This window comes from Nonomuraea sp. MTCD27, assembly GCF_041950495.1.
In the GTDB taxonomy this organism is placed as follows: Bacteria; Actinomycetota; Actinomycetes; order Streptosporangiales; family Streptosporangiaceae; genus Nonomuraea.
Map to the genome: position 1 here is coordinate 640,023 of NZ_JBGNUW010000003.1, position 26,230 is coordinate 666,252.

General features: G+C 71.3%; 24 protein-coding genes. 22 read left to right on the forward strand and 2 right to left on the reverse strand.

Annotation, left to right across the window (positions count from 1 at the left end):
- The first annotated feature begins 76 nt into the window (after positions 1-76).
- Positions 77-1,486 carry a PLP-dependent aminotransferase family protein gene (locus ACBJ59_RS11330; RefSeq protein WP_375110115.1) on the forward strand — a complete coding sequence of 470 codons (1,410 nt, stop codon included), beginning with the start codon at positions 77-79 and terminating at the stop codon, positions 1,484-1,486.
- Positions 1,487-1,714: 228 nt separating this feature from the next.
- Here ACBJ59_RS11330 and ACBJ59_RS11335 read toward each other — a convergent pair whose 3' ends face one another.
- Positions 1,715-3,229: a glycoside hydrolase family 10 protein gene (locus ACBJ59_RS11335; protein WP_375110116.1), complete on the reverse strand. Its 1,515-nt coding sequence runs from the start codon at positions 3,227-3,229 to the stop codon at positions 1,715-1,717.
- Positions 3,230-3,404: 175 nt separating this feature from the next.
- Entirely contained in the window at positions 3,405-5,543 is a 2,139-nt protein-coding gene (locus ACBJ59_RS11340; protein WP_375110117.1) for an elongation factor G-like protein EF-G2, read from the reverse strand.
- A gap of 145 nt (positions 5,544-5,688) precedes the next feature.
- On the opposite strand from ACBJ59_RS11340, the gene pgsA reads away from it, so the two are divergent.
- The 21 genes from pgsA to secF all read left to right on the forward strand — a co-directional run bounded on the left by pgsA (position 5,689) and on the right by secF (position 26,219).
- Positions 5,689-6,312, forward strand: a complete 624-nt coding sequence (pgsA, locus tag ACBJ59_RS11345) for a phosphatidylinositol phosphate synthase (RefSeq protein ID WP_364116506.1) — start codon at positions 5,689-5,691, stop codon at positions 6,310-6,312.
- Positions 6,309-7,232 (forward strand): phosphatidylinositol mannoside acyltransferase, encoded by a 924-nt coding sequence (locus ACBJ59_RS11350; RefSeq protein WP_375110118.1) that lies wholly within the window; start codon positions 6,309-6,311, stop codon positions 7,230-7,232. The genes pgsA and ACBJ59_RS11350 overlap by 4 nt, the downstream gene beginning before the upstream one ends.
- Entirely contained in the window at positions 7,229-8,359 is a 1,131-nt protein-coding gene (locus tag ACBJ59_RS11355; protein ID WP_364116510.1) for a glycosyltransferase family 4 protein, read from the forward strand. Before ACBJ59_RS11350 ends, ACBJ59_RS11355 begins: the two co-directional genes overlap by 4 nt.
- Before the next feature lie 14 nt (positions 8,360-8,373).
- Positions 8,374-8,916: a hypothetical protein gene (locus tag ACBJ59_RS11360; RefSeq protein ID WP_364116512.1), complete on the forward strand. Its 543-nt coding sequence runs from the start codon at positions 8,374-8,376 to the stop codon at positions 8,914-8,916.
- A gap of 62 nt (positions 8,917-8,978) precedes the next feature.
- Positions 8,979-9,992, forward strand: coding sequence for a DUF3048 domain-containing protein (locus tag ACBJ59_RS11365; RefSeq protein ID WP_375110119.1), 1,014 nt, complete (start codon positions 8,979-8,981; stop codon positions 9,990-9,992).
- A gap of 118 nt (positions 9,993-10,110) precedes the next feature.
- Positions 10,111-11,025, forward strand: coding sequence for a pyridoxal 5'-phosphate synthase lyase subunit PdxS (pdxS, locus tag ACBJ59_RS11370; RefSeq protein WP_375110219.1), 915 nt, complete (start codon positions 10,111-10,113; stop codon positions 11,023-11,025).
- 227 nt (positions 11,026-11,252) lie between these two features.
- Positions 11,253-12,932, forward strand: a complete 1,680-nt coding sequence (locus ACBJ59_RS11375) for an alkaline phosphatase D family protein (protein ID WP_375110120.1) — start codon at positions 11,253-11,255, stop codon at positions 12,930-12,932.
- A gap of 93 nt (positions 12,933-13,025) precedes the next feature.
- A complete protein-coding gene (locus ACBJ59_RS11380; RefSeq protein ID WP_375110121.1) occupies positions 13,026-13,448 on the forward strand; it encodes a MarR family winged helix-turn-helix transcriptional regulator in 423 nt (140 codons plus the stop codon).
- A gap of 19 nt (positions 13,449-13,467) precedes the next feature.
- Positions 13,468-14,331, forward strand: coding sequence for an MFS transporter (locus tag ACBJ59_RS11385; RefSeq protein WP_375110220.1), 864 nt, complete (start codon positions 13,468-13,470; stop codon positions 14,329-14,331).
- Positions 14,332-14,355: 24 nt separating this feature from the next.
- Positions 14,356-14,550 carry a hypothetical protein gene (locus ACBJ59_RS11390; protein ID WP_375110122.1) on the forward strand — a complete coding sequence of 65 codons (195 nt, stop codon included), beginning with the start codon at positions 14,356-14,358 and terminating at the stop codon, positions 14,548-14,550.
- 9 nt (positions 14,551-14,559) lie between these two features.
- Positions 14,560-15,414: an endonuclease/exonuclease/phosphatase family protein gene (locus ACBJ59_RS11395; RefSeq protein ID WP_375110123.1), complete on the forward strand. Its 855-nt coding sequence runs from the start codon at positions 14,560-14,562 to the stop codon at positions 15,412-15,414.
- 97 nt (positions 15,415-15,511) lie between these two features.
- Positions 15,512-16,090, forward strand: a complete 579-nt coding sequence (gene pdxT, locus ACBJ59_RS11400) for a pyridoxal 5'-phosphate synthase glutaminase subunit PdxT (RefSeq protein ID WP_375110124.1) — start codon at positions 15,512-15,514, stop codon at positions 16,088-16,090.
- 3 nt (positions 16,091-16,093) lie between these two features.
- Positions 16,094-16,843 carry a YebC/PmpR family DNA-binding transcriptional regulator gene (locus tag ACBJ59_RS11405; protein WP_375110125.1) on the forward strand — a complete coding sequence of 250 codons (750 nt, stop codon included), beginning with the start codon at positions 16,094-16,096 and terminating at the stop codon, positions 16,841-16,843.
- A 148-nt stretch (positions 16,844-16,991) separates the two neighbouring features.
- On the forward strand, positions 16,992-18,641 hold the full coding sequence (locus ACBJ59_RS11410; RefSeq protein WP_375110126.1) for a hypothetical protein: 1,650 nt from the start codon (positions 16,992-16,994) through the stop codon (positions 18,639-18,641).
- Between the two features lie 11 nt (positions 18,642-18,652).
- A complete protein-coding gene (eis, locus tag ACBJ59_RS11415; RefSeq protein ID WP_375110127.1) occupies positions 18,653-19,795 on the forward strand; it encodes an enhanced intracellular survival protein Eis in 1,143 nt (380 codons plus the stop codon).
- 84 nt (positions 19,796-19,879) lie between these two features.
- Positions 19,880-20,410, forward strand: coding sequence for a crossover junction endodeoxyribonuclease RuvC (gene ruvC, locus ACBJ59_RS11420; RefSeq protein ID WP_375110221.1), 531 nt, complete (start codon positions 19,880-19,882; stop codon positions 20,408-20,410).
- Positions 20,411-20,924: 514 nt separating this feature from the next.
- Entirely contained in the window at positions 20,925-21,545 is a 621-nt protein-coding gene (gene ruvA, locus ACBJ59_RS11425; protein ID WP_375110128.1) for a Holliday junction branch migration protein RuvA, read from the forward strand.
- Positions 21,546-21,721: 176 nt separating this feature from the next.
- Entirely contained in the window at positions 21,722-22,753 is a 1,032-nt protein-coding gene (gene ruvB, locus ACBJ59_RS11430; protein ID WP_375110129.1) for a Holliday junction branch migration DNA helicase RuvB, read from the forward strand.
- Between the two features lie 217 nt (positions 22,754-22,970).
- Entirely contained in the window at positions 22,971-23,357 is a 387-nt protein-coding gene (gene yajC / locus ACBJ59_RS11435) for a preprotein translocase subunit YajC (RefSeq protein ID WP_375110130.1), read from the forward strand.
- A gap of 92 nt (positions 23,358-23,449) precedes the next feature.
- Positions 23,450-25,225, forward strand: coding sequence for a protein translocase subunit SecD (gene secD / locus ACBJ59_RS11440; RefSeq protein WP_375110131.1), 1,776 nt, complete (start codon positions 23,450-23,452; stop codon positions 25,223-25,225).
- Position 25,226: 1 nt separating this feature from the next.
- A complete protein-coding gene (gene secF / locus ACBJ59_RS11445) occupies positions 25,227-26,219 on the forward strand; it encodes a protein translocase subunit SecF (protein WP_364116540.1) in 993 nt (330 codons plus the stop codon).
- The last annotated feature ends 11 nt before the right edge of the window (positions 26,220-26,230 follow it).

Consider the following 26,230-nt stretch of genomic DNA (forward strand, 5'->3'; position numbering starts at 1 on the left):
TCCTCGGTGGCCCTGTTCGATCACGATTGCTGGGCCAATTTCACGATGAGTGGCACATTATCGAGATAATGGTGGCATGGGAAGGGAAGACAACCTCGTCACGCTCGTCCGGGACCGCCTCCGCCTCCAGCAGGGCACGCCCAGCCGCCGCCTGGCCGGCGCGCTCGCCGACCTCACCCAGGCGGGCCTCATCACCCCCGGCACCCGGCTCCCGTCGGAACGCGACCTCGCGCAGGCCGTGGGGGTCAGCAGGGGGACCGTGGCGGCGGCCTTCAACGCGCTGTGCGAGGAGGGGTTGTGCGAGCGGCGCCACGGGAGCGGCACGTACGTGCTCGGCACGCCCTCGTTCGGCGGCCTGCTGCAGGCGGGGGCGGTGCGTGCGGACCTGTCCACGTCGGTCGTCCCCGACCCGTCACACCTGGTCCTCCCGCCCCTGGACCCGGCCGACCTCCTGCGGGTACCCAGCGGGCACGGCTACGACGCGATGGGCGACCCCCGCCTGAGAGCCCTCCTGGCGACCCCGGCGACCCTCGCCCCCGAGACCGGCACGACGGGAGTGGCGGGTGTTCGGCCCAGGGGCGGCGAGGCGGGACACGGCTATGAGGGGGCGGGCGTGCTGCCTGGGGAGATCCTGGTCACCGCGGGGGCGCAGCAGGGCATCGACCTGGCCGCGCGGGCGCTGGTGCGGCCGGGCGACCGGGTCCTGGTGGGCGATCCGGCCTACGGGGGCGCGCTGAGCGTGTTCCGGCGGGCGGGAGCGCACGTGGTGGCTGTGGACCTCACCTCGCCGGCCGCCGTCGAGGAGGCGCTCGCCCGGCACCGCCCCGCCGCCGTCTACGTGGTCAGCGTGGACAACCCCACCGGCTCGGTCCCGCCGCTGCGGCACGTCGCCGAGCTGGCCGCGGGCGCCGACGTGCCGGTGGTCGAGGACCGTACGCTGGCGGCGCTGGTGTACGACGGCACGCCGCCGCCCGAGCCGCTGGCCGGGCTGCACCCGTACGGGACGGTGACCGTCGGGTCGCTGTCGAAGGTGCTGTGGGGCGGGCTCCGGGTGGGCTGGGTGACGGCGGCGGAGCCGCTGCTGGCCCGGCTGGTGGAGGCCAAGCTGGACGCCGACCTGGCGACCAGCGCGGTGTCGCAGCGCCTGGCGGCCGACCTGCTGGAACGCAACCCGGTGGAGCCCTGGCGCGCCGAGCTGGCCCGGCGCCGGGACCACTGCCTGGCCGCCCTCGCCGCGTACCTCCCCGAATGGACCTGGACCCGGCCGGCCGGCGGGCTGTCGGTGTGGGCGCGCCTGCCCGGCACGGACACGGACCGGTTCGCCGCCGTGGCCCGGGAGCACGGGGTCGCGGTCGCGCCCGGCTCCCTGTTCTCCCCGGACGGCCGCCACCGCGACCGCCTCCGGCTCAGCTTCGCCCTCCCACCCGCCCTGACGGACCAGGCGGTGGCAGGCCTGACCCAGGCCTGGCGGTCCTACCACCACTGACACCCCGACGCCCCTGCCAGTGACACGACGTCGCCGTCGGGCACCCCTCGGCGGCCCTTGTGGCGCGGCGCCATCAGTGGCCCTGTGGGGCGGTGCCCTCAGCGACCCGCTCCCGCCCCGGCGTGGCGGCGTGGTCCGCTGGGCCCCGGCTGCCGGCCCCGCCGGCGTGCGTGCGGAGACGACGAAGGGCCGGCCCCAGGTGGGACCGGCCCCGGTGGCGGGCGGGGGTCAGACCGCGTCCACCTTCACCTTGACCGCCTTGCTCTCGTGGTGCAGCCGGTCGAGCGAGGTCACCAGGTAGGTGCCCGCCGACTTCGCCGCGTAGGACGGATCGCTCACCACCGCCACCAGGTTCCGGGCGTCGGTGGTGTGGCAGTCCTTGCCCGACTTGGGCAGCTGGTACACCGCGTAGGCCCGCGCCCCCGAGGAGGGCGTCCAGGACAGCTGCGACCCGGCCGCCTTGACGCCGGCGGGCGCCGCCGGGGCCTGGCCGCCGCGGTCCTCGGCCAGCGGCAGCAGCGCCGGACGGCTGTAGTAGGTCTTGGCGACCCGGTCCATCGCGCCCAGCGGGTTGGTCAGGAGCTGCTTGGCGCTGAAGTAGACGGCGCCGTCGACCTGCTTGCTGGCGCGGTTGACGCCGATCTGCCCGGCGAGCTCGCCCGGCTTGGTCCAGGTCCGGTCGTCCGTGGTGCCGACCCGGTAGAGGCCCTCGCCGATGTAGAGCTGCACGTCGCTGCCCTTGACCTCGTTGGACCACCAGCGGACCAGCGTGTTGTAGTCGGCCAGCTTGTGCCCGCGCGGCCAGTAGAGCTGCGGCAGCACGTAGTCGACCGTGCCGGCCTTGATCCAGGCCCGCGCGTCGGCGTAGATCGAGTCGTACGCCGACATGCCCGATGTGTTCGACCCGGTCGGGTCGTTGGACTTGTTACGCCAGATGCCGAACGGGCTGATGCCGAACTTCACGTGGTTCTTGGCCTGGTGGACGGCCTTGTCGACGCCGGCCACGAGCGTGTTGACGTTGCCGCGCCGCCACTCGGCCAGGCTCTGGCCCTTGCCGTATTTGCGGAAGGCCGCGGTGTCGTCGAACTTCGCCCCCGCCACGGGGTAGGGGTAGAAGTAGTCGTCGAAGTGGATCCCGTCGACGTCGTAACGGTCGACCACGTCGGTGATGACCTTGGTCACGTGGTCGCGCACGGCGGGCAGGCCCGGGTTGTAGTAGAGGCGGCCGCCGTATTTGATCGTCCAGTCCGGGTGCTTGCGCGCCGGGTGGCCGGCGGGCAGCTTGGCGGTGCTGTCGCCGTAGGAGGCGCGGTAGGGGTTGAACCAGGCGTGGAACTCCATGCCGCGCTTGTGCGCCTCCTCGACGAGGAAGGGCAGCGGGTCCCAACCGGGGTCCTTGCCCGGCGTGCCGGTCAGGTATTGCGACCAGGGCTCGAGCGAGGACTTGTAGAGCGCGTCGGAGGCGGGCCGCACCTGGACGAAGACCGCGTTGAGGTTGCGCTTGGCGGCGCTGTCCAGGATCTTGACGTATTCGGCCTTCTGCCTGTCCGCGCCGAGGCCGGCCTTGGAGGGCCAGTCGATGTTCTGGGTGGTGGCAATCCACACCCCGCGCAGCTCTCGCTTGGGATAGCGGGCGTCAGCCTTGCAGGCCGCGGGGGGTGCGGCGACGGTCGTCTTCTTCTCGCTCGCTGCGGGGCTCTCCCCGGCACCGGGGCCGAAGACGTAGGCGGCCGTGGTGGTCACGACAGCGAGAGCAGCAGCGGCTAGGAGTGGGCGTCCAGTTCGCATAATGCCACCCAGTGTGACAGCTGCTCCGGCGTGCTCGGTACGAAAAATCGAAATCGAGTCGTGATTCCTTTGTGACAAAAGCACATTGCTGGGCCGGGAGGGACATATCCCTCCCGGCTCCTCCGAGGCCTCAATCCGCGGCTGTCACCTTGTTCACGAGGTTCGGCGGCAGCGGTTCGTAGCGCAGGAACGTCCGGTGGAAAGTTCCCGTTCCGTGTGACATAGATCTCAGGTCGATGGCGTACCTCGTTATCTCCAGCTCGGGCACCTCCGCCTTGACCAGCGTGCGGCCGGTGCCGACCGGCTCGGTGCCGAGCACCCGCCCGCGCCGCGACGACAGGTCGGACATCACCGACCCGACGTAGTCGTCGGCCACCAGCACCGACAGCTCGTCCACGGGCTCGAGCAGCAGCGTCGAGACCTTCGACGCAGCCTCCTTGAGCGCGAGCTGCCCCGCGATCTGGAAGGCCATGTCGGAGGAGTCGACGGAGTGGGCCTTGCCGTCGTACAGCGTGACGCGCACGTCCACCATCGGGTAGCCGGCGACCACGCCCCGCTCCATCTGGGCCCGCACGCCCTTCTCCACCGACGGGATGAACTGCCGCGGCACCACGCCGCCCACGATCTTGTCCACGAACTCGAAGCCCCCGCCGGACGGCAGCGGCTCGACCTCGAGGTGGCAGATCGCGTACTGGCCGTGGCCGCCGGTCTGCTTGACGTTGCGGCCCATCGCCTTGCACTTGCCGCCGAACGTCTCGCGCAGCGGCACCCGCAGCTCGATCCGCTCGACCTCGACGCCGTGGCGCTTGGCCAGGCGGTCGAGCAGCACGTCGGTGTGCGCCTCTCCCATGCACCACAGGACGAGCTGCCGGGTCTCGGCGTTGTTCTCCAGGCGCAGCGTCGGGTCCTCGGCCACCAGCCGGCCGAGCGCCTGCGACAGCTTGTCCTCGTCGGCCTTGGACTTGGCCGTGATCGCCACGGGCAGCAGCGGGTCGGGCATGTCCCAGGCCGTCATCAGCAGCGGGTGGTCCACGTCCGACAGCGTGTCGCCGGTCTCGGCGCGCGACAGCTTGGCCACGGCCACGATGTCGCCGGCCATGCCCTTGGCCGCGCCGCGCTGCTGCTTGCCCAGCGGGCAGGTCAGGGTGCCGATGCGCTCGTCCACGTCGTGGTCCTCGTGCCCGCGGTCGGCCAGGCCGTGCCCGGACACGTGCACGGTCATGTCGGGCCGCAGGCTGCCGGAGAAGACGCGTACGAGGCTGATGCGGCCCACGTACGGGTCGCTGGTGGTCTTGACGATCTCGGCCACGAGCGGCCCGTTCGGGTCGCACGTGATGCCCTTGACCGGCTTGCCGGACAGGTCGGTGATCTCCGGCATCGGGTGTTCGAGGGGCGACGGGAAGCCCTGCGTCACCAGCTCCAGGATCTCCTGCGCGCCCACCCCGATGCCGCTGCACAGCACCGGGTAGAAGCTGCCGCGGGCGACGGCCTTCTCCAGGTCGTCGATGAGCACCTTGGTGTCGATGGGCTCGCCCTCGAGGTATCGCTCCATGAGCGACTCGTCCTCGCTCTCCTGGATGATGCCCTCGATCAGCACCCCGCGGTGCTCCTCGATCTGCGCTTCGTACTCCGCGCCCGGCTCCTTCTCCGTACGGGTGCCCGTGGCGTAGTTGTAGAACTTCTGCGACAGCAGCCCGATCAGGCCGTTCACGTGACCATTGGTGATCACCGGAAGATAGAGCGGCGCGACGCCGTCACCGAAGATGTCCTGGCAGGTGGCGAGCACCTCGTCGAAGTCGGCCCGCTGGTGGTCGATCTTGGTGATCACGACCGCCCGCGGCATGCCGACCTGGGAGCACTCCTCCCAGAGCATCTGGGTGAGCCCGTCGACCCCGTCGGACGCCGACACGACGAACAGCGCGGCGTCGGCCGCGCGCAGCCCCGCGCGCAGGTCGCCCACGAAGTCGGCGTAGCCGGGGGTGTCCAGAAGGTTGATCTTGATGCCGTTGTGCACCAGGGGCGCCACGGCGAGGTTGACGGACCGTTGTTGCCGGACCTCGACCTCGTCGTAGTCGCTGACCGTGTTGCCGTCCTCCACCCGTCCCGGGCGCTGAATGGTGCCCGTCGCGGCCAGCAGCTGCTCGACGAGGGTCGTCTTACCCGCTCCTGAGTGGCCGACCAGCACGACATTGCGTATCGCATCCGCCCTGTCGGCCGCGGGTGCCCTGCCCGCGGCTCCCACGGCGCCTCCCGAATGTCTTTCCGCCACATCGCCTCCCGCGTCGTCGGTCTGTTTGCCAACGCCGCGCCCGCGCGGAGGGTGATGGAAACCGCATGGACGCGGTGTGTTCACCAAATACCCCTGTGGCGGATATCACAAGAGGGGAGGGGCAAAGAAAGTTGTCAGGCTCGTCATGGCCTACGATCGGACCGCGATGCTCAAACTCCTGCGCCCGGCCATGACCCGGATACTCACCCCGCTGGGCAGGGCCCTCGTCGGCCGCGGGATCGGCCCGAACGCCGTCACGGCGGTCGGCACCCTCGGCACCGTCGTGTCCGCCCTGCTCTTCTTCCCCCTGGGGCACCTCACCTGGGGTGCCCTCGTGATCACTGTCTTCGTGCTGTTCGACCTGCTCGACGGCGTGGTGGCCCGGCTCGGCGGGAAGGGGGGCAGCACCTGGGGGGCCTTCCTCGACTCCACGCTCGACCGGGTCGCCGACGCCGCCATCTTCGCCGGCCTGATCCTGTATTTCATCTCCGTGGACGACACTCTGATGGCCGCGGTGACGCTGGTGTGCCTGATAGCGGGCACCCTCGTCTCCTATGCCAAGGCCAGGGCCGAGGGGCTCGGGCTCACGGCCGACGTCGGGCTGGCCGAGCGGCCGGAGCGGCTGGTGGTGGCCCTGGTCGCGGCCTGTTTCTCGGGGCTCGGAGTTCCGTACATCCTGCCTGTGGGCATGTGGCTGCTGGCGGTGGCCAGCGTGATCACCGTGGGGCAGCGCGTGGTGGCCGTCTACCAGCAGACGAGGGAGAGATGAGCGAGAAGGTGTCGTTCGGCGACCGGATCGTGGCCGCCGGGTTCGCGGCCGGGTGGAAGCTCGTGCCGCTGCTGCCCGAGCGCCCGACGGCCGCGGTCTTCCGCTTCCTGGCCGACCGGGTCTGGAGCCGGCGGGGCAAGTCCGTGCTCAGGCTGGAGTCCAACCTCGCCAGGGTGACCGGTCTCGACCCCGGCAGCCGCGAGGTGCGCGAGCTGGGCAGGGCCGGGATGCGCTCCTACTTCCGCTACTTCCACGAGATCTTCCGGCTCCCGTCGATGCGCACCGAGGAGGTCGTGCGCCGCACCCACGTCATCGGGGCCGAGCACATCCACACCAACGTGGCGGCCGGCCGGGGCGTGGTGCTGGCGCTGCCGCACATGGGCAACTGGGACCAGGCCGGGGCGTGGCTGGTGGGCGTGGGCCATCCGTTCACCACCGTGGCCGAGCGGCTCAAGCCCGAGTCGCTGTTCCGGCGCTACGTCGCCTTCCGCGAGGGGCTCGGCATGGAGGTGCTGCCGCTCACCGGCGGCGACGGGCACAACTTCGGCACGCTGGCCATGCGGGTGCGCAAGGGCGGCGTGGTGTGCCTGCCCGCCGAGCGCGACCTGACCAAGAGCGGCATCGAGGTGCGCTTCTTCGGCGCGGCCACCAAGGTGCCGGCCGGGCCGCCGCTGCTGGCCGTGCAGACCGGGGCCGCGCTGCTGCCCGCCACCGTCTACTTCGAGGGCGACGACTGGGGCATCCACATCCACGAGGAGGTCCCCGTCCCGGAGGAGGGCACCAGGCAGGAGAAGGTCGCCGCGGTGGCGCAGCACCTGGCCGACGTGTTCGAGAAGGGCATCTCCGAGCACCCGGAGGACTGGCACATGTTGCAGCGGCTCTGGCTGGACGACCTGCCACCCGGCCGGGAACCTCGATGAGAGTCGGCATCGTCTGCCCCTACTCCTGGGACATGCCGGGCGGGGTCAAGCAGCACATCGACGACCTGGCCCAGGCGCTCGTGGCACAGGGGCACGACGTGTCGGTGATCGCGCCGGCGGCCGACGACGACGAGCTGCCCCCCTATGTGACGGGCGCGGGCAGGGCGGTGCCGGTGCCGTACAACGGGTCGGTGGCCAGGATGTCGTTCGGGTTCCTGTCGGCCGCGCGGGTGCGGCGCTGGGTCCGTACGGGCGGGTTCGACGTGCTGCACATCCACGAGCCGCTGATCCCGAGCCTGGGCGTGCTGGCCTGCTGGGCGGCCAAGGGGCCGATCGTGGCCACCTTCCACGCCTCGTTCTCGCGCTCGCGGGCGATCGCGGTGGCCGAGCCGCTGCTGCGCAGCGCGCTGGAGAAGCTGAGCGGCCGCATCGCGGTCTCCGACGCGGCCCGCAAGAGCCTGGTCGAGCAGTTCGGCGGCGACACGGTCCTCATCCCGAACGGCGTCACCGTCGCCCGCTACACCGAGGCTGAGCCGCTCGACGGCTGGGGGCCCGACGGGGCCACGCTCGGCTTCCTCGGCCGCATGGACGAGGAGCGCAAGGGCCTGCCGATCCTGCTCGACGCGTTCAACACCCTGGCCGCCGAGCGGCCGGAGGTGAAGCTGCTGATCGCCGGGCCCGGCGACGCCAAGGACGTCTACGAGCGGGTGCGCAAGCAGTTCCGCGACCGGGTGACGGTGCTGGGCATGGTGAGCGAGGCCGACAAGATCCGCGCCTACCACTCGGTGGACGTGTTCTGCGCGCCGAACACGCGCGGGGAGAGCTTCGGCATCGTGCTGGCCGAGGCCATGGCCTCCGGCGCGACCGTGCTGGCCAGCGACATCCCCGCCTTCCGCAAGGTGCTGGGCGAGGGGCAGGCGGGCGCGCTGTTCGCCAACGGCGACCCCGGCTCGCTGGCGCGCGAGGCCGGCGCGCTGCTCGACGCGCCGGAGCGCAGGGCCAAGCTGGCGGCCGAGGCGCTGGTGGCGGTCCGGAAGTACGACTGGTCCACGGTGGCGCGCGACGTCGTACGCGTCTACGAGACCGTCACCACGAGCGGCGCGGGGCGCGTCGAAGAGGACCTGTGAGGTAGGTAGGGCCTGTGACATCCACCATGATCGTGCTGATCGTGGGCATCGTCGTGGTGCTCACGGCCGTGTACATCTCCTGGCGCGCCGGCCGGCTCGACCGGCTGCACATCCGGCTGGAGCTGGCCCAGGAGTCGCTGGACGCCGCGCTCATGCGGCGCCGCGCGGTGGTGCTGGAGCTGGCCGGCTCGCGCCTGCTCGACCCCGCCACGTCGCTGGTGCTGGCCGCGGCGGCGCACGAGGCCAGGTCGGCCGGGCCGGAGGAGCGCGAGCACGCCGAGAGCGACCTGTCGCGGGCGCTGCGGGCGGTGGTGGACCAGGAGCGGTTCAGGGAGAAGCTGTCGGAGTCGCCCGGCGGCCGCGCGCTGCTGGAGGAGCTCGACACGGCGGTGGCCAAGGTCGTCTACTCGCGGCGGTTCTACAACAACTCCGTCGGCGTCACGCGTACGGCCCAGCGCCGCTGGCTGGCCAGGACCCTGCGCCTGGCCGGGCACACCGAATACCCGCAATTCTTCGAGATTGATGACAATCCGCCTGCGGCTATGGCAACTGAATGACCTGATTTGGGGAAGCCAGTAAGCTTCATCCCGTTTTCGGGCTGAAGCGAGGAGAGTTACACGTGCGGCTACCCCGGATGATCACGCTCTGGCTGGCCGGAGCGGCCGTGCTGCTGCCCGTCGCCGCCTGCTCGTCGGAAGAACCGGCCCCCGGCAAGGCGCCCCAGGCCGCCACGGCCGCGCCCAGCGAGGAGCCGGAGGAGGTCAACGCGCACCCGTTCACCGGCAAGCCGTACCAGAGCCTCAAGCCGGTGCTGGCCGTGAAGATCGAGAACACCGCGGCCGGCAAGCCGCAGCTCGGGCTCAAGAGCGCGGACATCGTCTACGTCGAGCAGGTCGAGGCCGGGCTGACCCGGCTCATGGCGATCTTCTCCTCCAAGCTGCCGCCCAAGGTGGGCCCCGTGCGCAGCGCCCGCATCTCCGACCTGCACATCGCGCCGCAGTTCGGCAAGCCGGCCTTCTCCTACTCGGGCGCGCAGACCAAGATGCTGCCGTTCATCGCCGAGGCGTCGCTGTTCGACGTGGGCGACACGCGCAACCCCGGCGCGTACTTCCGCCAGCCCGGCCGCTTCGCCCCCTACAACCTGTTCGCCAACACCAAGCAGCTCCTGGCCAAGGCGCCCAAGGCGACCAAGGCCAAGGACATCGGCTTCACGTTCGGCGAGGCCCCGGCCGAGGGCGGGGTCGAGCGCAAGTCGTACACCGTCAAGTGGCCCGCCGCGCGCTTCACCTTCGCCTGGTCGGAGGAGCGCAAGCAGTGGATGATCTGGCAGGACGGCAAGAAGGACATGGCCGCCGAGGGCGGCCAGCTCGGCGCGCCGACGATCGTCGTCCAGTACACCAAGACCGAGCGTTCGGAGTTCCACGACAAGAACGACAGCTACACACCGCTGGTGCACACCACGGGCAAGGGCTCGGCCATCGTGCTGCGCGACGGTAAAGCTTTCAAGGCGCGCTGGGAACGGGAATCGGAGGAGTCCGGCACGACGTTCACCACTGAGAGCGGCGAGCCGATGAACTTCGCCCCCGGCCAGGTTTGGGTGGCCCTCGCCAGCCGCAAGCCCGTCATCCCGTAGCGCCTACCTGTATCGGTATGGCGGTAAAACCTGACATCCTGGCATGTCGGGGGAGGGGTCCTCCAGGACCTACGATGGGCTTGATAACTTACCGATCCGCCGTTGAGAGCCCGTGAGGATGACCGTGTCCAGCAGCACGCCAGAAAGCACCCCCGTCACCGGAACCGCCCGCGTCAAGCGCGGCATGGCCGAGATGCTCAAGGGCGGCGTCATCATGGACGTCGTCACGCCGGACCAGGCCAAGATCGCTGAGGACGCCGGCGCGGTGGCCGTCATGGCCCTGGAGCGCGTGCCCGCCGACATCCGCGCGCAGGGTGGCGTGTCCCGGATGAGCGACCCCGACATGATCGACGGCATCGTCGACGCCGTCTCGATCCCCGTCATGGCCAAGGCCCGCATCGGCCACTTCGTCGAGGCCAGGGTGCTGCAGGCGCTCGGCGTCGACTACGTGGACGAGTCGGAGGTGCTGACCCCGGCCGACTACGCCAACCACATCGACAAGTGGCAGTTCACCGTGCCGTTCGTGTGCGGGGCCACCAACCTGGGCGAGGCCATGCGCCGCATCACCGAGGGCGCGGCCATGATCCGCTCCAAGGGCGAGGCCGGCACCGGCGACGTCTCCAACGCCGTCACCCACATGCGCACGATCCGCGCCGAGATCAAGCGGCTCACCTCGCTGCCCGAGGACGAGCTGTACGTCGCCGCCAAGGAGCTGCAGGCCCCCTACGAGCTGGTCGTCGAGGTCGCCAAGACCGGCAAGCTGCCGGTCGTGCTGTTCACCGCGGGCGGCATCGCCACCCCGGCCGACGCGGCGATGATGATGCAGCTCGGCGCCGAGGGCGTGTTCGTGGGCTCGGGCATCTTCAAGTCGGGCGACCCGGCCAAGCGCGCCGCGGCCATTGTCAAGGCCACGACGTTCTACGACGACCCCGACGTCATCGCCAAGGTCTCGCGCGGCCTGGGCGAGGCCATGGTCGGCATCAACGTCGACGAGATCCCGCAGCCGCACCGCCTGGCCGAGCGCGGTTGGTAAGGCGGCGCGTCGTTGCAGGTCACAGACTTGCCGGCGTGAGACGATCACCTCTGGCAGGCCGGTGACGGCCTGGCGGGGGCGCCACAATGTGACGGTGGAAATTGCCGGAGAAGGCGACATCCGCGAAGGATGTCGCCTTTTTCGTGTTGTGTGGTGTTCACCACGTAGTCATGATTCTCAGTCAGGCTACGGGGCGTCCCTCACCCTTGATCGTCCAGGAGCGCCGCATGTCCCTCAACCGCAGGCATTTCCTCGTCACCGGGTTAGCGGCAGGCGCCGCCGCGGCCATCCCCGCCACCGCCGCGCACGCCGAGCCCGACCCCGCCGCCGAGACGGCCCAGAGCCTGGCCTCGCGCGGTCTGCGCACCGACCCCTTCACCCTCGGCGTCGCCTCCGGCGACCCCGACCACGAGGGCTTCGTCCTGTGGACCAGGCTCGCCCAGGAGCCCATGGCCGAGGACGGGCTCGGCGGCATGCCGCAGCGGCCCTTCCCCGTGCAGTGGCAGATCTACGGCGACGAGCGCGGGCGCCGGGTCGTCCGCACGGGCGTCACCGTCGCCGCCCCCGAGTGGGGTCACAGCGTCCACGTCGAGGTCCAGGGGCTGAGCTCCGACCGCGAGTACTGGTACCGCTTCCGCGTCGGCCCGTACGTCTCGCCGGTCGGCCGCGCCCGCACCGCCCCGCACCCCCTGTCGTACGGCGGCGCCCTGGCCATGGCCTTCGTCTCGTGCGCCCAGTACGAGCACGGCTACTTCACCTCCTACCGCCGCCTCGCCGAGGAGCACCCCGACCTGGTCCTGCACCTGGGCGACTACCAGTACGAGTACACCAGGGACACCTACACCATCCCCGGCGGCAACGTCCGCCACCACGAGGGCCCCGAGACCGAGACCCTGGCCAACTACCGCCAGCGGCACGCCCAGTACAAGGCCGACCCCGACCTCCAGGCCGCGCACGCCGCCGCGCCGTGGCTGGTGGTGTGGGACGACCACGAGCTGGACAACAACTGGGCCGACGAGGTGCCCGAGCGCCCCGAGACCCCCCAGCCGAACTTCCTGACCCGGCGCGAGGCCGCCTTCCGCGCGTACTACGAGAACATGCCGCTGCGCCGCACCTCGATCCCGCGCGGCATCGACATGCAGCTCTACCGGCGCATCCGGTGGGGCCGGATGGCCACGTTCCACATGCTCGACACCCGCCAGTACCGCGACGACCAGGGTTGCGGCGACGGCTACCGCGACTGCCCGGCCGCGGTGGACCCGGCCCGCTCGATCACCGGCGCCGCGCAGGAGGAGTGGCTGCTGAACGGCTTCCGCCACTCGCGGGCGCAGTGGGACATCCTGGGCCAGCAGGTCTTCTTCGCCCAGCGCGACAACAACGCCGGGCCCGCCAAGATCACCTCGCAGGACGCCTGGGACGGCTACGTCGCTTCCCGGCAGCGCATCACCCAGGGCTGGATCGACGCCGAGGTGCGCAACCCGGTGGTGCTGACCGGCGACGTGCACGCGCACTGGGCCAGCGACCTCAAGCTCGACTACGACGACCCGACCGGGCCCACGGTGGGGTCGGAGCTGGTGGCCACGTCGATCTCGACGGGCGGCAACGGGGCCGACTCGGACCCGGCGCAGCACCCGTTCCTGGCGATCAACCCGCACCTGAAGTTCTACAACAACCAGCGCGGCTACGTGCTGACGAAGATCGAGCGGGACCTGATGACGGCCGACTTCAAGGTCGTGCCGCAGGTCCAGACGCCCGGGTCCGAGGTGTACACCAAGGCCACGTTCGTCATCGAGGACCGCGCGCCCGGGGTCAAGCAGACGTACCTGCGCCCGCTCGACCCGGCGATGCGCATCGGTCAGCAGATGACGGTGGAGGAGACGGTCCGCCTGGAGACCGAGCGTCCGTAACCCCTCGTCGAAGGACCCGGTCTCCTCGGGAGGCCGGGTCCTTGCGTTTCCCTGGGCCGGAATATTAGCCAGGCTAAGTTAGTTTGGCCAACCATGAGGGACGATCCCACCCACCTGGCCGAGCAGGTCTCCGCGGTGCTGCGGCACCTGGTCCTCCTGCTCAGGCGCACCGTCGCCGGCCAACCCGTCACCAGCCAGCAGTACGGCGTCCTCGGCTCGCTCGAGCACGGCCCCCGCCGGATGACCGCGCTGGCCGAGGAGCACGCCGTACAGCTCCCCACCATGACCGTCCAGATCAACCGCCTGGAGGACGCGGGCCTGGTGACCCGCGGGTCCGACCCCGACGACGCGCGGGTCAGGACGGTCGAGCTCACCGGCGAGGGGCGCGACCGGCTGCGCGCCGTACGCCAGGCCAGGATCGGCCACCTCACCCGGGAGCTGGCCGCGCTCACCGAGGAGGAGCGCGCCACGCTCGCGGCCGCCCTGCCCGTGCTGGCCAAGCTCGGCCGCTCGTAGAAAGGAACGGCATGCAAACCTGGACGCCACCCCCAGCCAGGTCTCCCTGCTGTTCACCAGCTACTTCCTGGTTACGGCCGTGGCCATGCTCGTCACCGGCTGGGTCTCCAGCCGCATCGGCGGCAAGCGGACGCTGCTGGCCGGGCTGGCGCTGGTGATGGTGTTCGCCGCGCTGGCCGGCACCTCCACCAGCGTCGCCGAGCTCGTCGGCTTCCGCGCCGGCTGGGGCCTGGGCAACGCGCTGTTCGTGGCCACGGCGCTGGCCGTCATCGTCGGCGCCGCCGGCGGCGGCGCGGAGTCGGCCATCATCCTGTACGAGGCCGCGCTCGGCCTGGGCATCTCCGCCGGCCCCCTCGTCGGCGCGCTGCTCGGCGACTGGAACTGGCGAGCCCCGTTCTTCGGCGCCGCCACGCTCATGGCCGTCGGCTTCGTGCTGATCGTCACCCTGCTCAAGGCCCCCGCCAGGCCCGCGGTGCCGACCAGGCTGAGCGCCCCCATCAGGGCCCTGGCCCACGGCGGCCTGTCCACGACCGCCTTCACCGCGCTGTTCTACAACTTCGCCTTCTTCACGATCCTCGCCTTCACCCCGTTCATCCTGCACATGTCCCCGTACGGCATCGGCGCCGTCTTCTTCGGCTGGGGCGTCTGCGTGGCGCTGGCCTCGGTCTTCGGCGCGCCGCCGCTGCGGCGCAGGATCGGCTCGGTCAACGTGCTGCACCTGTCGCTGGCCCTGCTCGCCGTCCTCCAGACCGGCATCGCGCTGTCCGGGCACGCGGGCATCGTCGTGTTCACCGTCCTGTCCGGCATCCCCATCGGCCTCGGCAACACCGTCTTCACCGAGTCGGCCATGGAGGTCTCCGACGCCCCCAGGCCGGTCGCCTAGGCGGGCTACAACTTCGTGCGCTGGATGGGCGGCGCGCTCGCCCCGTTCGTCGCCACCGAGCTCGGCGAGGAGGTCGGCGTCGCCGTGCCGTACGCGCTCGGGGCGGTCTGCTGCGCCATCGGCATGGCCATCCTGTACACCCGGCGCCACCACCTGCGCTCCCTGGCCCGCGTGGACGCCGGCCACGCCACGCACGACACCGCGCCCGCTGTGGTTTGATGTCCCACCATGGTGGGACACGTGCTGCTGCTCGTGGCGGGGCTGCTCGCGGCGCCCGTACGCACGGAGTTATCCGTCATGACGTGGAACGTCTGCACCGGCACCAACTCCGACTGCCGCCTCTACCGCGCCGGCGCCGTCGAGCTGGCCGAGAACATCGGCCGGCAGGCGCTCTCCCGGACCGCCCGGCCCGGCGTCATCTTCCTGCAGGAGTTCTGCACCGGAGCGACGGGCACCCTCGAACTCTGGCTCGAGCGGCGCACCGGCCGTAGCTGGACCGTCGGCTCCTGGGGCCTGACCACTCACGACGGCAAGCCGTACGCCTGCCACCCCGACCGCCTCGGCCGCCCGCGCGGCGCGCAGAGCATCGCGGTCGCGGTGGCCGGCGAGGCCACGTTCGAGACCCACCCGCTGCCCGCCCCGCCCTGGTACGTCCGGCGCGCCGCCCTCTGCGCCACCGTGGCCGCCCCCAAGGTCCGCGCCTGCGGCACCCACCTGTCCTCCGGCGCCCAGTACGACGACCGCCAACCGGGCGCCCCCTACCGCACCCGGCAGCTCCAACGCCTGCTGGAGGTGGCCGCCAGGCCCGGCTACCGGACGATCGTCGGCGGCGACCTCAACGTCTCGCCGCCCGACGGCGGTTACGGCAGCGCCGCCGGCCGCCGGGCCGTCGCCCCGTTCTACCGCGCGTACCAGGAGTGCGACCAGCGCGGCGCGCGGCGCATGGGAGGCCGGACCCGCGAGGACAAGAAGCTCGACTACCTGTTCGCCCCCAAGGGCAGCGTGCGGAGCTGCCACGTGGCGCGCGAGGTGACCCTGTCGGACCACAAGCCCGTCCACATGGAAGTGGCCTTGCGGCCCTGACCTGCGCGAGTTCGCCGGACGCGGCCCCCAGGCGGAAGATGTCGGCGCATCCTGGTGTTGAATTGGCGGAATCCGTACCCGGACGAAAGGATCGGCTGTGCCCAAGATCGGTGTACTCGCCCTCCAAGGAGACGTGCGCGAGCATGCGCGCATGCTTCAGGAGGCGGGCGCGACGGCCACCGCCGTACGCCGCCCCGCCGAGCTGGACGCGGTCGACGGCCTGGTCATCCCCGGCGGCGAGTCGACCACGATGTGGAAGCTGGCCGAGACCTTCGACATGCTGCAGCCGCTGCGGATGCGGATCAAGGAGGGCATGCCCGCCTACGGCTCCTGCGCCGGCATGATCATGCTGGCCGACCGGATCGAGGACGGCATCGCCGGCCAGCAGACCATCGGCGGCATCGACATGGTGGTCAGGCGCAACGCGTTCGGCCGCCAGGTGGACTCCTTCGAGTCCGACCTGCGCTTCGCCGGGGAGCAGGTGCACGCCGTCTTCATCCGCGCCCCCTGGGTCGAATCCGTGGGCGCGGACGTCGAAGTGCTGGGCAGGGCCGAGCCTGGGGATAGGATCGTCGCGGTCCGTCAAGGGCCGTTGCTCGCTACGTCGTTCCACCCCGAGCTCACCGGGGACGTACGCGTGCACCGTTACTTCGTAGACATGGTGAGGGAGCTCTAGGTAATGTCCGGCCACTCCAAATGGGCGACGACGAAGCACAAGAAGGCCGCGCTCGACGCCAAGCGCGGCAAGCTTTTCGCCAAGCTCATCAAGAACATCGAGGTGGCGGCCCGGACCGGTGGCCCTGACCCGGACGCCAACCCCACCCTCTTCGACGCCATCTTCAAGGCGAAGAAGAACTCCGTGCCCAACGACAACATCGAGCGGGCGCGCAAGCGCGGCGGCGGCCTGGAGGCCGGCGGCGCCGACTGGCAGACGATCATGTACGAGGGCTACGCGCCCGGCGGCGTCGCGGTGCTCATCGAGTGCCTCACCGACAACCGCAACCGCGCGGCCTCCGAGGTGCGCGTGGCGCTGACCCGCAACGGCGGCTCGCTGGCCGACCCCGGCTCCGTGTCCTACATGTTCAACCGCAAGGGCGTCGTGATCGTGCCCAAGAACGGGCTCGACGAGGACACCGTGCTGATGGCCGTGCTCGACGCCGGCGCCGAGGAGGTCAACGACCTCGGCGAGTCCTTCGAGGTCGTCTCCGAGGCGGGCGACCTGGTGCCGGTGCGCAAGGCGCTGCAGGAGGCCGGGATCGACTACGACTCGGCCGAGTCCAGCTTCCTGCCGACGATGAGCGTGCCGCTCGACGAGGAGGGCGCCAAGAAGGTGTTCCGCCTCATCGACGCGCTGGAGGACAGCGACGACGTGCAGAACGTCTTCGCCAACTTCGACGTCTCCGACGACGTGCTGGCGGCGCTGGACTAGCGGCTCCGCCACCTGGAGGGTCCGGTTCGCCCGCCGGGCCCTCGTTCGCGCGTACCCGCCGGGCTTGGTCGTGCGCACCCGGCGCCGCCCGGGACGCGCGCGTTTCTTCGCGTGCGCGAGGGGCCGGGGCAGCGTAGGGTCTGGCGACGTGACTTCCCCCACCCCTCCTCCGGCCTACTCACCCGCGCTCGGCTGGCTGCTCGCCGTACCGGCGCTGCTCGGCACCCTCATCTCCCTGGTGCTGCCGACCGTCCAGACGATCTGGCTCAGCCTCCAGAGCGGCGGCGTCATGCGTGAGAGCTCCTACGTGGGGATGTCCAACTACACCGAGTTGCTGGGTGAGGGCGACTTCTGGCGGGCTCTGGGCTTCACGCTCTCGCTGACCGTGATCCCGCTGCTGGTGGCCGTGGTGGTGGGGCCGCTGCTGGCCCTGGCGCTCGACCGGGCGGGCACGTGGCCCAGGCGCGCCGGGCGGGTCGTGCTCTCGCTGGCCGTCGTCACCTTCTCGCCCGTCGCGGTCGCGGGGGCCTGGATGCAGGGGCTGAGACAGGACGCGTCCGGCCTGGTAGCCCTGGCCGAGGGGCTGCGCGAGCCCGCGACGGCGCCTGGAACGCTCCGGCTCGTCGTCGCCGCCGCCACGTTCGGGGTCGTGTGCGCGCTGGCCGTGATCACGTTCCTGCCCGCCCTGCGCGGGGGCACCGCCGGACCCGCGACGTTCGCCGTCGGGGCGCTCGTCGCGCTCGCCACGGTCGCCGTCGGGCTCCAGGCGTTCTCCATCGGCCTGGTGCTCACCAGGGGAGGCCCTCAGCGCTCCACAGAGACGCTCGCGGGCCTGCAGTACCACTACGCCTTCCGGCTGGCCGAGTTCGGTCCTGGTGCGGCCGTCGCGGCCCTCACGGGGGTGATCCTCGGCGTGCTGGGCATCGTCGCCACGGTCATCGCGGTCGCCACCCGCCTCCGCCTCTCCGTCACCCCGCGCACCGCCACGCCCACCGGCCCCTTGGGTCCCCCGGCCGCGCACGACGGGTCGGGGCCGCCGCACCGCGGTACCCCCGGGGTGGCGGGGGTGGCCGTCGGGGTCGTGGCGCTGGTCGTCGTCGTGGCCGTCGCGCTCCTGTGCGCCTGGCCCTGGGCCGACGGCGTGCTGGCCTCCCCGGACACCCCGGCCGGCGACCTGCGCGCGCAGGTCAACACCTGGGTCCCCGCCCTGGCGGGGGCCCTGGTCTCGGTCGGCGTGGCCTACCTGGCGGCACTCGGCATCGGCGGCCTGCGCCCGCTCGGGCGGGGCAGCGAGTGGCTGCTCCTGGCCTTCGCCCCCTGGCTGTTCGTCGGCCCCGGCCCCCTCGGCGTCGCCAACTGGCAGAACATCCGCAACCTGGGCCTCATCGACTCCCTGCCCGCCCTGATCCCGCCCCTCCTCGTGAGCGTGCCCGCCCTGTTCGTGCTCACGCTGCTGTGCAAGGGGCTGGCCGAGCGCACCGACCGGGACTTCTTCGGCGGCGTGTTCCTGCCGTCGCTCCCCATGGCGGGCGTCCTCACCGGCGCCGTCACCCTCGTTAACGCGCACGACCTGCTCTGGCCGATGCTGGTGGTCCAGAACCCCGCCCTGTTCACCGCCCCCGTCGCCCAGGTGAACCAGCTCAGCGGCTTCAACACCTCCGTCCCCGACATCGGCGCCGCCACCCCGCTGCTCGTCGTCGCCGTCGCGCTGGCCGCCCTCGTGGCCGCCCAGCTGCTCTACCTCGACAGGCTCGCCATCACGACAAATGACTCGCGGGTCCGCACGCGCGCTGCGTAGGTTTGCTGCCTGTGGACATACGTGACCTGACTCCCGAAGACCTCGACGACGTCCTCGACCTGCGCAAGCGCTCGTTCGGCCCGATCCCCGCGGCCGACCGGGACAGGTGGCGCCAGGCGGTGCTCCCCGTGCTGGGTGAGGGCCGTTACCTGGGGGTGTTCGACGGCACCCGGCTGGCGGCGGCGGCCCGGGTGCGCCGGTTCACGCAGTGGTGGCACGGCACGCCGCAGCCGATGGCCGGGATCGCGGGGGTCACCGTCAACCCGGAGGACCGCGGGCGCGGCGTCGGCACCACCCTCATGCGGGCCGTCATCGGCCGCGCGGCGGAGCTGGGCGACGCGGTCTCGGCGCTCTATCCGGCCACCACGCCCATCTACCGCAGGGTCGGCTACGAGCACGCCGGAGCCCGGCACAACGTCCGGCTGCCCGCCGAGTCGCTGCGCAGGATCCGGCCGTCCGGGCAGGTCAAGCTGCGCAGGATGGGGCCGGGCGACGCCGCGGAGCTCGTCTCGGTGCTGCACCGCGTACACACCGCCGCCCGGTCGAGCGGGCCCGTCTCCTGGGACGAGGCCACCTGGAACCTGTGGCTCGGCAACGAGGACGACTTCCTCTACCTCGCCGACGACGGCTACGTCATCTACCGGTGGAAGGGCGACGACATGCAGGTCGAGAACCTCGTCGCCACCTCCCCGGAGACCCTGCGGGCGCTGTGGTCGCTGGTCGGCAGCGCGTCCTCGATCGCCCGCGAGGTCGTCGCCTCCGTGGCGCCGGACGACCCGGTGCTGTGGCTGCTCGGCGAGCGCTCGGAGGAGCAGGTCAAGCAGGCGCGGTGGATGTTCAGGGTGCTGGACGTGGCGGCGGCGGTGGAGCGGCGCGGCTATCCGGCGAACGTGGCCTGCGACGCCGTCGTCACCGTGGACGACCCGGTCAGGGGCGGGGGCACGTGGCGCCTGGAGATCTCGGGCAGATCGGGCACCGCCACGCCGGCCGCCGAGGGCGGCGTCACGCTCTCGGTGAACGGCTTCTCCGCCCTGTACGCCGGGATCCCGCCGTACACGCTGCGGCTCGCGGGACTCATGTCCGGAGATGACCGGTACGACCAGGCGCTCGAGGCGGCCTTCGCGGCGAAGCCGTACATGCTCGACTACTTCTAGCGGCCGTTTCCCGATGCACGGCCACCTCAACCGGGGTAAAGTCTCGTGCCGAACAGATGTTCGGCCGGGCGGGAGGGCATGCCGGTGCGCGTGATGGGCGTCGACCCGGGGCTGACCCGGTGCGGCCTGGGTGCTGTCGAGGGGCGCCCGGGCGCGCCGCTGACGCTGGTTTCCGTCGGGGTGGTGCGCACGGGCTCCGACGAGGAGCTCGGCGCCCGGCTCGTCGGCATCGAGGCCGGCATCGAGCAGTGGCTCGACGACGTGCGCCCCGACGCGGTCGCGGTGGAGCGCGTCTTCAGCCAGCACAACGTGCGCACCGTGATGGGCACCGCCCAGGCGGCGGGCATCGCGGTGCTGTGCGCCGCCAGGCGCGGGCTGCCGGTGGCCCTGCACACGCCCTCCGAGGTCAAGGCCGCCATCACGGGCAGCGGCACGGCCGACAAGAAGCAGATCGGCGCCATGGTCACCCGCCTGCTGCGGCTCACGGAGATGCCCAAGCCCGCCGACGCCGCCGACGCGCTGGCCCTGGCCATCTGCCACATCTGGCGCGGCGGCGCCCAGCACCGCCTGGCCGAGGCCCTGGCCCGAGCCACCCGCCCGAGTCCCAGGCGATGACCCCTGACCACCCCACGCGGCTCCCCGCCGCGCAGGGCACCACCGAACCTGACGCCGCCGCCCGGCCCTCCGTCCCACGCCATGCCGCCTGCCGGGACGCCTCCTCGCGGGGCGCTGTCGGCCGGGGCACCGCCTGCCGACGCTCCGCTCACGGCATGCCCTCGGAGGGGGCCCGCCTCGCGGTGCTCCGCCGGCCGGGATGCCGTCTCGCGGCACGCCACGGACCGGCGGCCGCCTCGTGGCCCGTCACCGGTTGCGGGGACGCGGAATGCCCCCAGGGGCGGTTCGACGGTTGGGCCGAGCCTGCGGAGGCGGCGCGCCCGCAACGCGTCGTGGCCCCCAGCGGCCCGGAGACGGCAGAGGTGGAGCGCCGCGAAGACAGCATGGGCACAGCATGGGGAGAGCGGAAAAGCGGGCTCCGAGCGCCCGGATGTGCGCTATGACAGGAGCCGGTGATGAGAACCGGTGAGGTGAGCCGCGCAACGGCGGGGCCAGGGACGGCAGGAGGACGGGCGTGATCGCGTCAGTGGCGGGCAAGGTGACGGCGATAGCGCCCGACGGGGCGGTGATCGAGGTCGGCGGCGTCGGCATCCTCACCCACTGCACCCCCGGCACCCTGGCGACGCTGCGCATGGGCGAGGCAGCGCGCCTGTCCACGTCGCTGGTGGTGCGCGAGGAATCACTCACCCTGTACGGCTTCGCCACCGACGATGAGCGTGCCGTGTTCGAGCTGCTCCAGACGGCCAGCGGTGTGGGCCCCAAGCTGGCGCTGGCGATGCTCGCCGTGCACACCCCCAACGCGCTGCGCGTGGCCGTGGCCAGTGCCGACCTCAAGGCGCTCACGCAGGTGCCGGGGATCGGGCAGAAGGGGGCACAGCGGATCGTGCTGGAGCTCAAGGACCGGCTCGGCACGCCCGAGGAGGCCGTCAACGCCGCCCTCAACGGCGAGCGCCGGGTGGCGGTGTGGCGGGAGCAGGTCCACTCGGGCCTGGTCGGGCTGGGCTACTCCAGCAAGGACGCCGACGAGGCCATCGCCGTGGTGGAGCCGGACGCCGACGCCGAAGTCGCCGCCGGCCGCCAGCCCCAGGTCGCCGCCCTCCTGAAGGCCGCACTCCGCTCCCTGAGCGTCCGATGACCACCGCCTCCCGCCCTCCACGAGCGCGGACGTCGAGAGGAACGCCGGTGATCGCGGCGCTGGGGGGCGCCCGCCGGGACGGCGTCGGAAGAAGGCCGGGGGAACGTCGGTGATGCGTGATAGGCAAGTCGGAAGAGCCGACACCCAGGTGCCGGGCGGGGAGAGGAGGTGCCGGCGTGGGCTTTGAGAGGGAGATCCTGTCACCCGACGCCGGGGGCGACGAGCTGCAGATCGAGGCCGCGCTCCGGCCCAAGCGCCTCGGCGAGTTCATCGGCCAGGGGCGCGTGCGCGAGCAGCTGTCCCTGGTCCTCGAGAGCGCCCTGCGCCGGCAGCGCCCGCCCGACCACGTGCTCATGAGCGGCTCCCCGGGCCTCGGCAAGACCACCCTGGCCATGATCATCGCGGCCGAGCTGAACGCGCCGCTCCGGATCACCTCGGGCCCCGCCCTGGAGCGCGCGGGCGACCTCGCGGCCATCCTGTCCACGCTGGCCGAGGGCGAGGTGCTGTTCATCGACGAGATCCACCGGATGGCCAGGCCCGCCGAGGAGATGCTCTACCTCGCCATGGAGGACTTCCGGGTCGACATCGTCGTCGGCAAGGGCCCGGGCGCCACCGCCATCCCGCTCGACATCGCCCCGTTCACGCTGGTCGGCGCCACCACCCGCGCCGGGCTGCTGCCCGCGCCGCTGCGCGACCGGTTCGGCTTCACCGCCCACATGGACTTCTACGAGGTCGGCGAGCTGGAGCAGGTGCTCTACCGCTCGGCCAGGCTGCTGGGCGTCACGCTGCCGGGGGAGGCCGCCCACGAGATCGCCCGGCGTTCCCGGGGCACGCCGCGCATCGCGAACCGCCTGCTCAGGCGCGTGCGCGACTTCGCCGACGTGCGGGCCGACGGCATGATCGACCGCGACATCGCCTCGGCCGCGCTCAATCTCTACGAGGTCGACGCCGAAGGGCTCGACCGGCTCGACCGGGCGGTGCTCGGGGCGCTGCTGAGGAAGTTCGGCGGCGGGCCGGTCGGCCTGTCCACGCTGGCGGTGGCCGTGGGGGAGGAGCCGGAGACGGTCGAGGTGGTGGCCGAGCCGTTCCTCGTACGCCAGGGGCTGCTGGCCAGGACCCCGCGCGGCCGGGTCGCCACCGCGGCCGCCTGGACCCACCTCGGCATGACGCCGCCACCCGACGCGTTCGGAGCGTCACTTTTCGACTGATCACAGAACGGTTGCAACCATTTCAAAATGGGAACTTCCCCGCGCGCCGAAACGCTGCCTCGTTGCCGCGTTTCGCAACAAGCGCCTACACTCCGTGGCTTGGCTGGCTGTGTAGGCTGACGGGCTGAGCGGCGCGGCCCGAAGCAACGCACGGAATTTCCGGCGCGAGGCCGGTGTCAACTTCTTGTACGACAATGGAAGGTCGCCCCTTATGGACATGGGACAACTCGGAAGCATCCTGCCGCTGATCCTTCTGGTGGTGGTGTTCTACTTCCTGCTGATCCGCCCTCAGCGCAAGCGCCAGCAAGAGGCGATCCAGATGCAGAACTCCCTGACCCCGGGCGCGCGGGTCATGACCACGACCGGCCTGTTCGGCACCGTCGTCGCGGTGGACAACGAGGACGTCGTCCTCGAGGTCGCGCCGGGGATCGAGACCCGCTGGGTGAAGGCCGCCATCGGCCGCGTCGTCACGCCGGGCGACGCCCCGGCGAGCGATGACGAGCCGGTCGCTCACGAGGCCGAGCTCGGCGAGGAGGGCAAGACGGAGTCCGAGGCCACCGTGGAGCGCAACGGCGACCAGGGCTCCAGTAGCAAGAAGTCCTGACTAAGCTCTGCGACAAACCCCTAATCTGAAAGAACTGACGACCAGTGGCCCGATCGACCAGCCGCCACAGCCGCCCGGGGCGTACGCTCCTGGTGCTTCTGGCGCTCATCCTCGCCCTGGGCGGGACGATGCTCCTGCAGAGGGCGTTCACGCCCAAGCTGGGGCTCGACCTCGCCGGCGGCACGACGGTGACTCTGTCTCCCGTGACCCAGAACAACGCGGCGCCCCCCGAGGAGATCCTCGACCGGGCGGTCAACATCATCCGCGATCGGGTCAACGGCACCGGAATCTCCGACGCGGAGGTCGCCAAGTCCGGCGACAACATCATCATCTCCATCCCGGGCGTCGGGCAGAGCGAGGCCATCAAGCTGGTCGCCACCACCGCGGAGCTGCGCTTCCGCCAGGTGCTCGCCATGGCGGCCACGCAGATACCTCAGGACCTGGCCACCAACGCGCCGACGCCGTCCGCCAGCCCCACCGGCTCCGCCAACCCCTCGGCCAAGCCGACGACCTCGCAGTCGGCCGGCACACCACAGCCGAGCGCCTCCCCGACGGGCAAGGCGCTTTCGTCCGCGCTGACCGCCCCGACGCCCGCGCCGTCCGCGCAGGCGTCCACGCAGGCGTCCGCTGAGCCGTCCGCGCAGCCGTCCGACGGCCGGCAGAACGGGCAGAAGCAGGACTCCAAGAAGGGCCAGGAGGCCAAGACGTCGCCGTCGGGCAGCCCGACGGCCCAGGCCAGCACGCCGCCCCTGCAGGACCCCAACGCCGGCATCGACACCTCGGGCATCGACCCGGCGGTGCTGGCCCAGTTCAACAAGCTCGACTGCGCCGACCCGGCCAACCGCGGCCAGGGCGTCCAGGACGACCCGAACAAGCAGTACGCGGGCTGCGAGACCGACGGCAGCTTCAAGTACGTCCTCGACGTCGCCAAGGTGGTCGGCACCGACATCGACACGGCCTCGGCCGGCGTGCGCCAGGGCACCACCGAGTGGATCGTCCAGCTCGACTTCAAGAGCAAGGGCGCGGGCGAGTGGAGCAAGCTCACCACCACCGCCTACAACTCGCCCGAGCCGCGCAACAAGGTCGCGGTCGTGCTCGACGGCGTCGTCATCACCGCGCCCAACATCATCAGCCCGATCCCCGGCGGCCGGGCCGAGATCACCGGCGGGTTCGACCAGGCCAGCGCCACCAACCTGGCCGACCAGCTCAAGTACGGCGCGCTGCCGCTGAAGTTCAACCGCAGCTCGATCGACACGGTGTCGTCGACGCTGGGCCAGGACCAGCTGGAGGGCGGCCTGGTCGCGGGCCTCATCGGCCTGGCGCTCGTGGTCCTCTACTGCCTGCTCTACTACCGGGGCCTGGGCATCGTGGCGGTGCTGAGCCTCGTGGTGGCCACGGTCATCACGTACACGTCGGTGGTCGTGCTCGGCCACAACGCCAACTTCCGGCTCTCGCTGCCGCACATCATCGGCTTGGTGGTCTCGATCGGCATCACCGCCGACTCCTTCATCGTGTACTTCGAACGCATACGTGATGAGATGAAGGAAGGGCGGCGGACGCTCCGCGCGGCCGTCGAGGTGGCCTGGGTCCGTGCGCGACGCACGATCCTGATCGCCGACGCCGTCATGTTCATCGCCGCGATCGTGCTCTACTTCCTGGCGGTGGGCGGTGTGGCCGGGTTCGCGTTCGCGATGGGCCTGACCACGCTGATCGACATCGTGGTGGTGTTCCTGTTCACCAAGCCGTTCATCGCCCTGCTGGCGAAGATGAAGTTCTTCGCCAAGGGGCACCCGCTGTCGGGTCTCGACGCCGAGCGCATGAGCGAGGCGACGGCCCCCGGCCGCACGACCACTCCGCAGGAGGCCTGAGATGGGACTGGGGCGTCGCCTCTATCGCGGCGAGATCGACGTCGACTTCGTCGGCAAGTGGAGGCTCTGGTACAGCCTGTCCGGCCTGCTGCTCGTCGTCTCGCTGGCCGGCCTGCTGATCAACGGGCTCAACCTGGGCGTCGAGTTCAGGGGCGGATCGGTCTTCTCGTTCAAGGCGCCGAGCGCCAGCATCGAGCAGGTCCGGGAGACCTTCCAGGAAGAGGGCGTGCACCAGCCGATCGTGCAGACCGCCGGCGACCGCTGGCGGGTCACGACCGAGACGCTCTCGGAAGGCACCATGAACGAGGTGCAGTCCGCCATCTCCAAGGACTACAGCGTCCCGACGAACCAGGTGGACATCCAGTCGATCGGCGCGTCCTGGGGCGGTGAGGTCTCCCAGAAGGCCTGGATCGGCCTGGGCGTGTTCATGCTGGCGATCATCCTGTACCTGTCGATGGCGTTCGAGCCGAAGATGGCGCTGGCCGCCATCGTCGCGCTCATCCACGACCTCGTCATCACGGCCGGCATCTACGCCTGGTCGGGCTTCGAGGTCACGCCCGCGACGCTGCTGGGCTTCCTGACCATCCTCGGTTATTCGCTCTACGACGCGGTCGTGGTGTTCGACATGATCAAGGAGGTCACGGCCAAGCTCGGCCACACGTCGAAGCAGACCTACTCGATGGCGGCCAACAACGCGCTCAACCACACGCTGATCCGGTCGCTGAACACCTCGCTGGTCGCCATCCTGCCGGTGGCGGCGATCCTGTTCATCGGCACCACGCTGCTCGGCGCGGGCACGCTGAAGGACCTGTCGCTGGCGCTGTTCGTCGGCATGATCGTCGGCACGTACTCGTCGCTGTGCGTCGCCACGCCGCTGCTGGTGACGCTGAAGGAGCGCGAGCCGAAATACCAGGCCATCGCCAGGAGGCTGGCCTCCACGGGAGGCGGCAAGGGATCGAAGGGTTCCAAAAGCGCGGCCGTAGCCAAGGGATAGCCGCCCGCGGG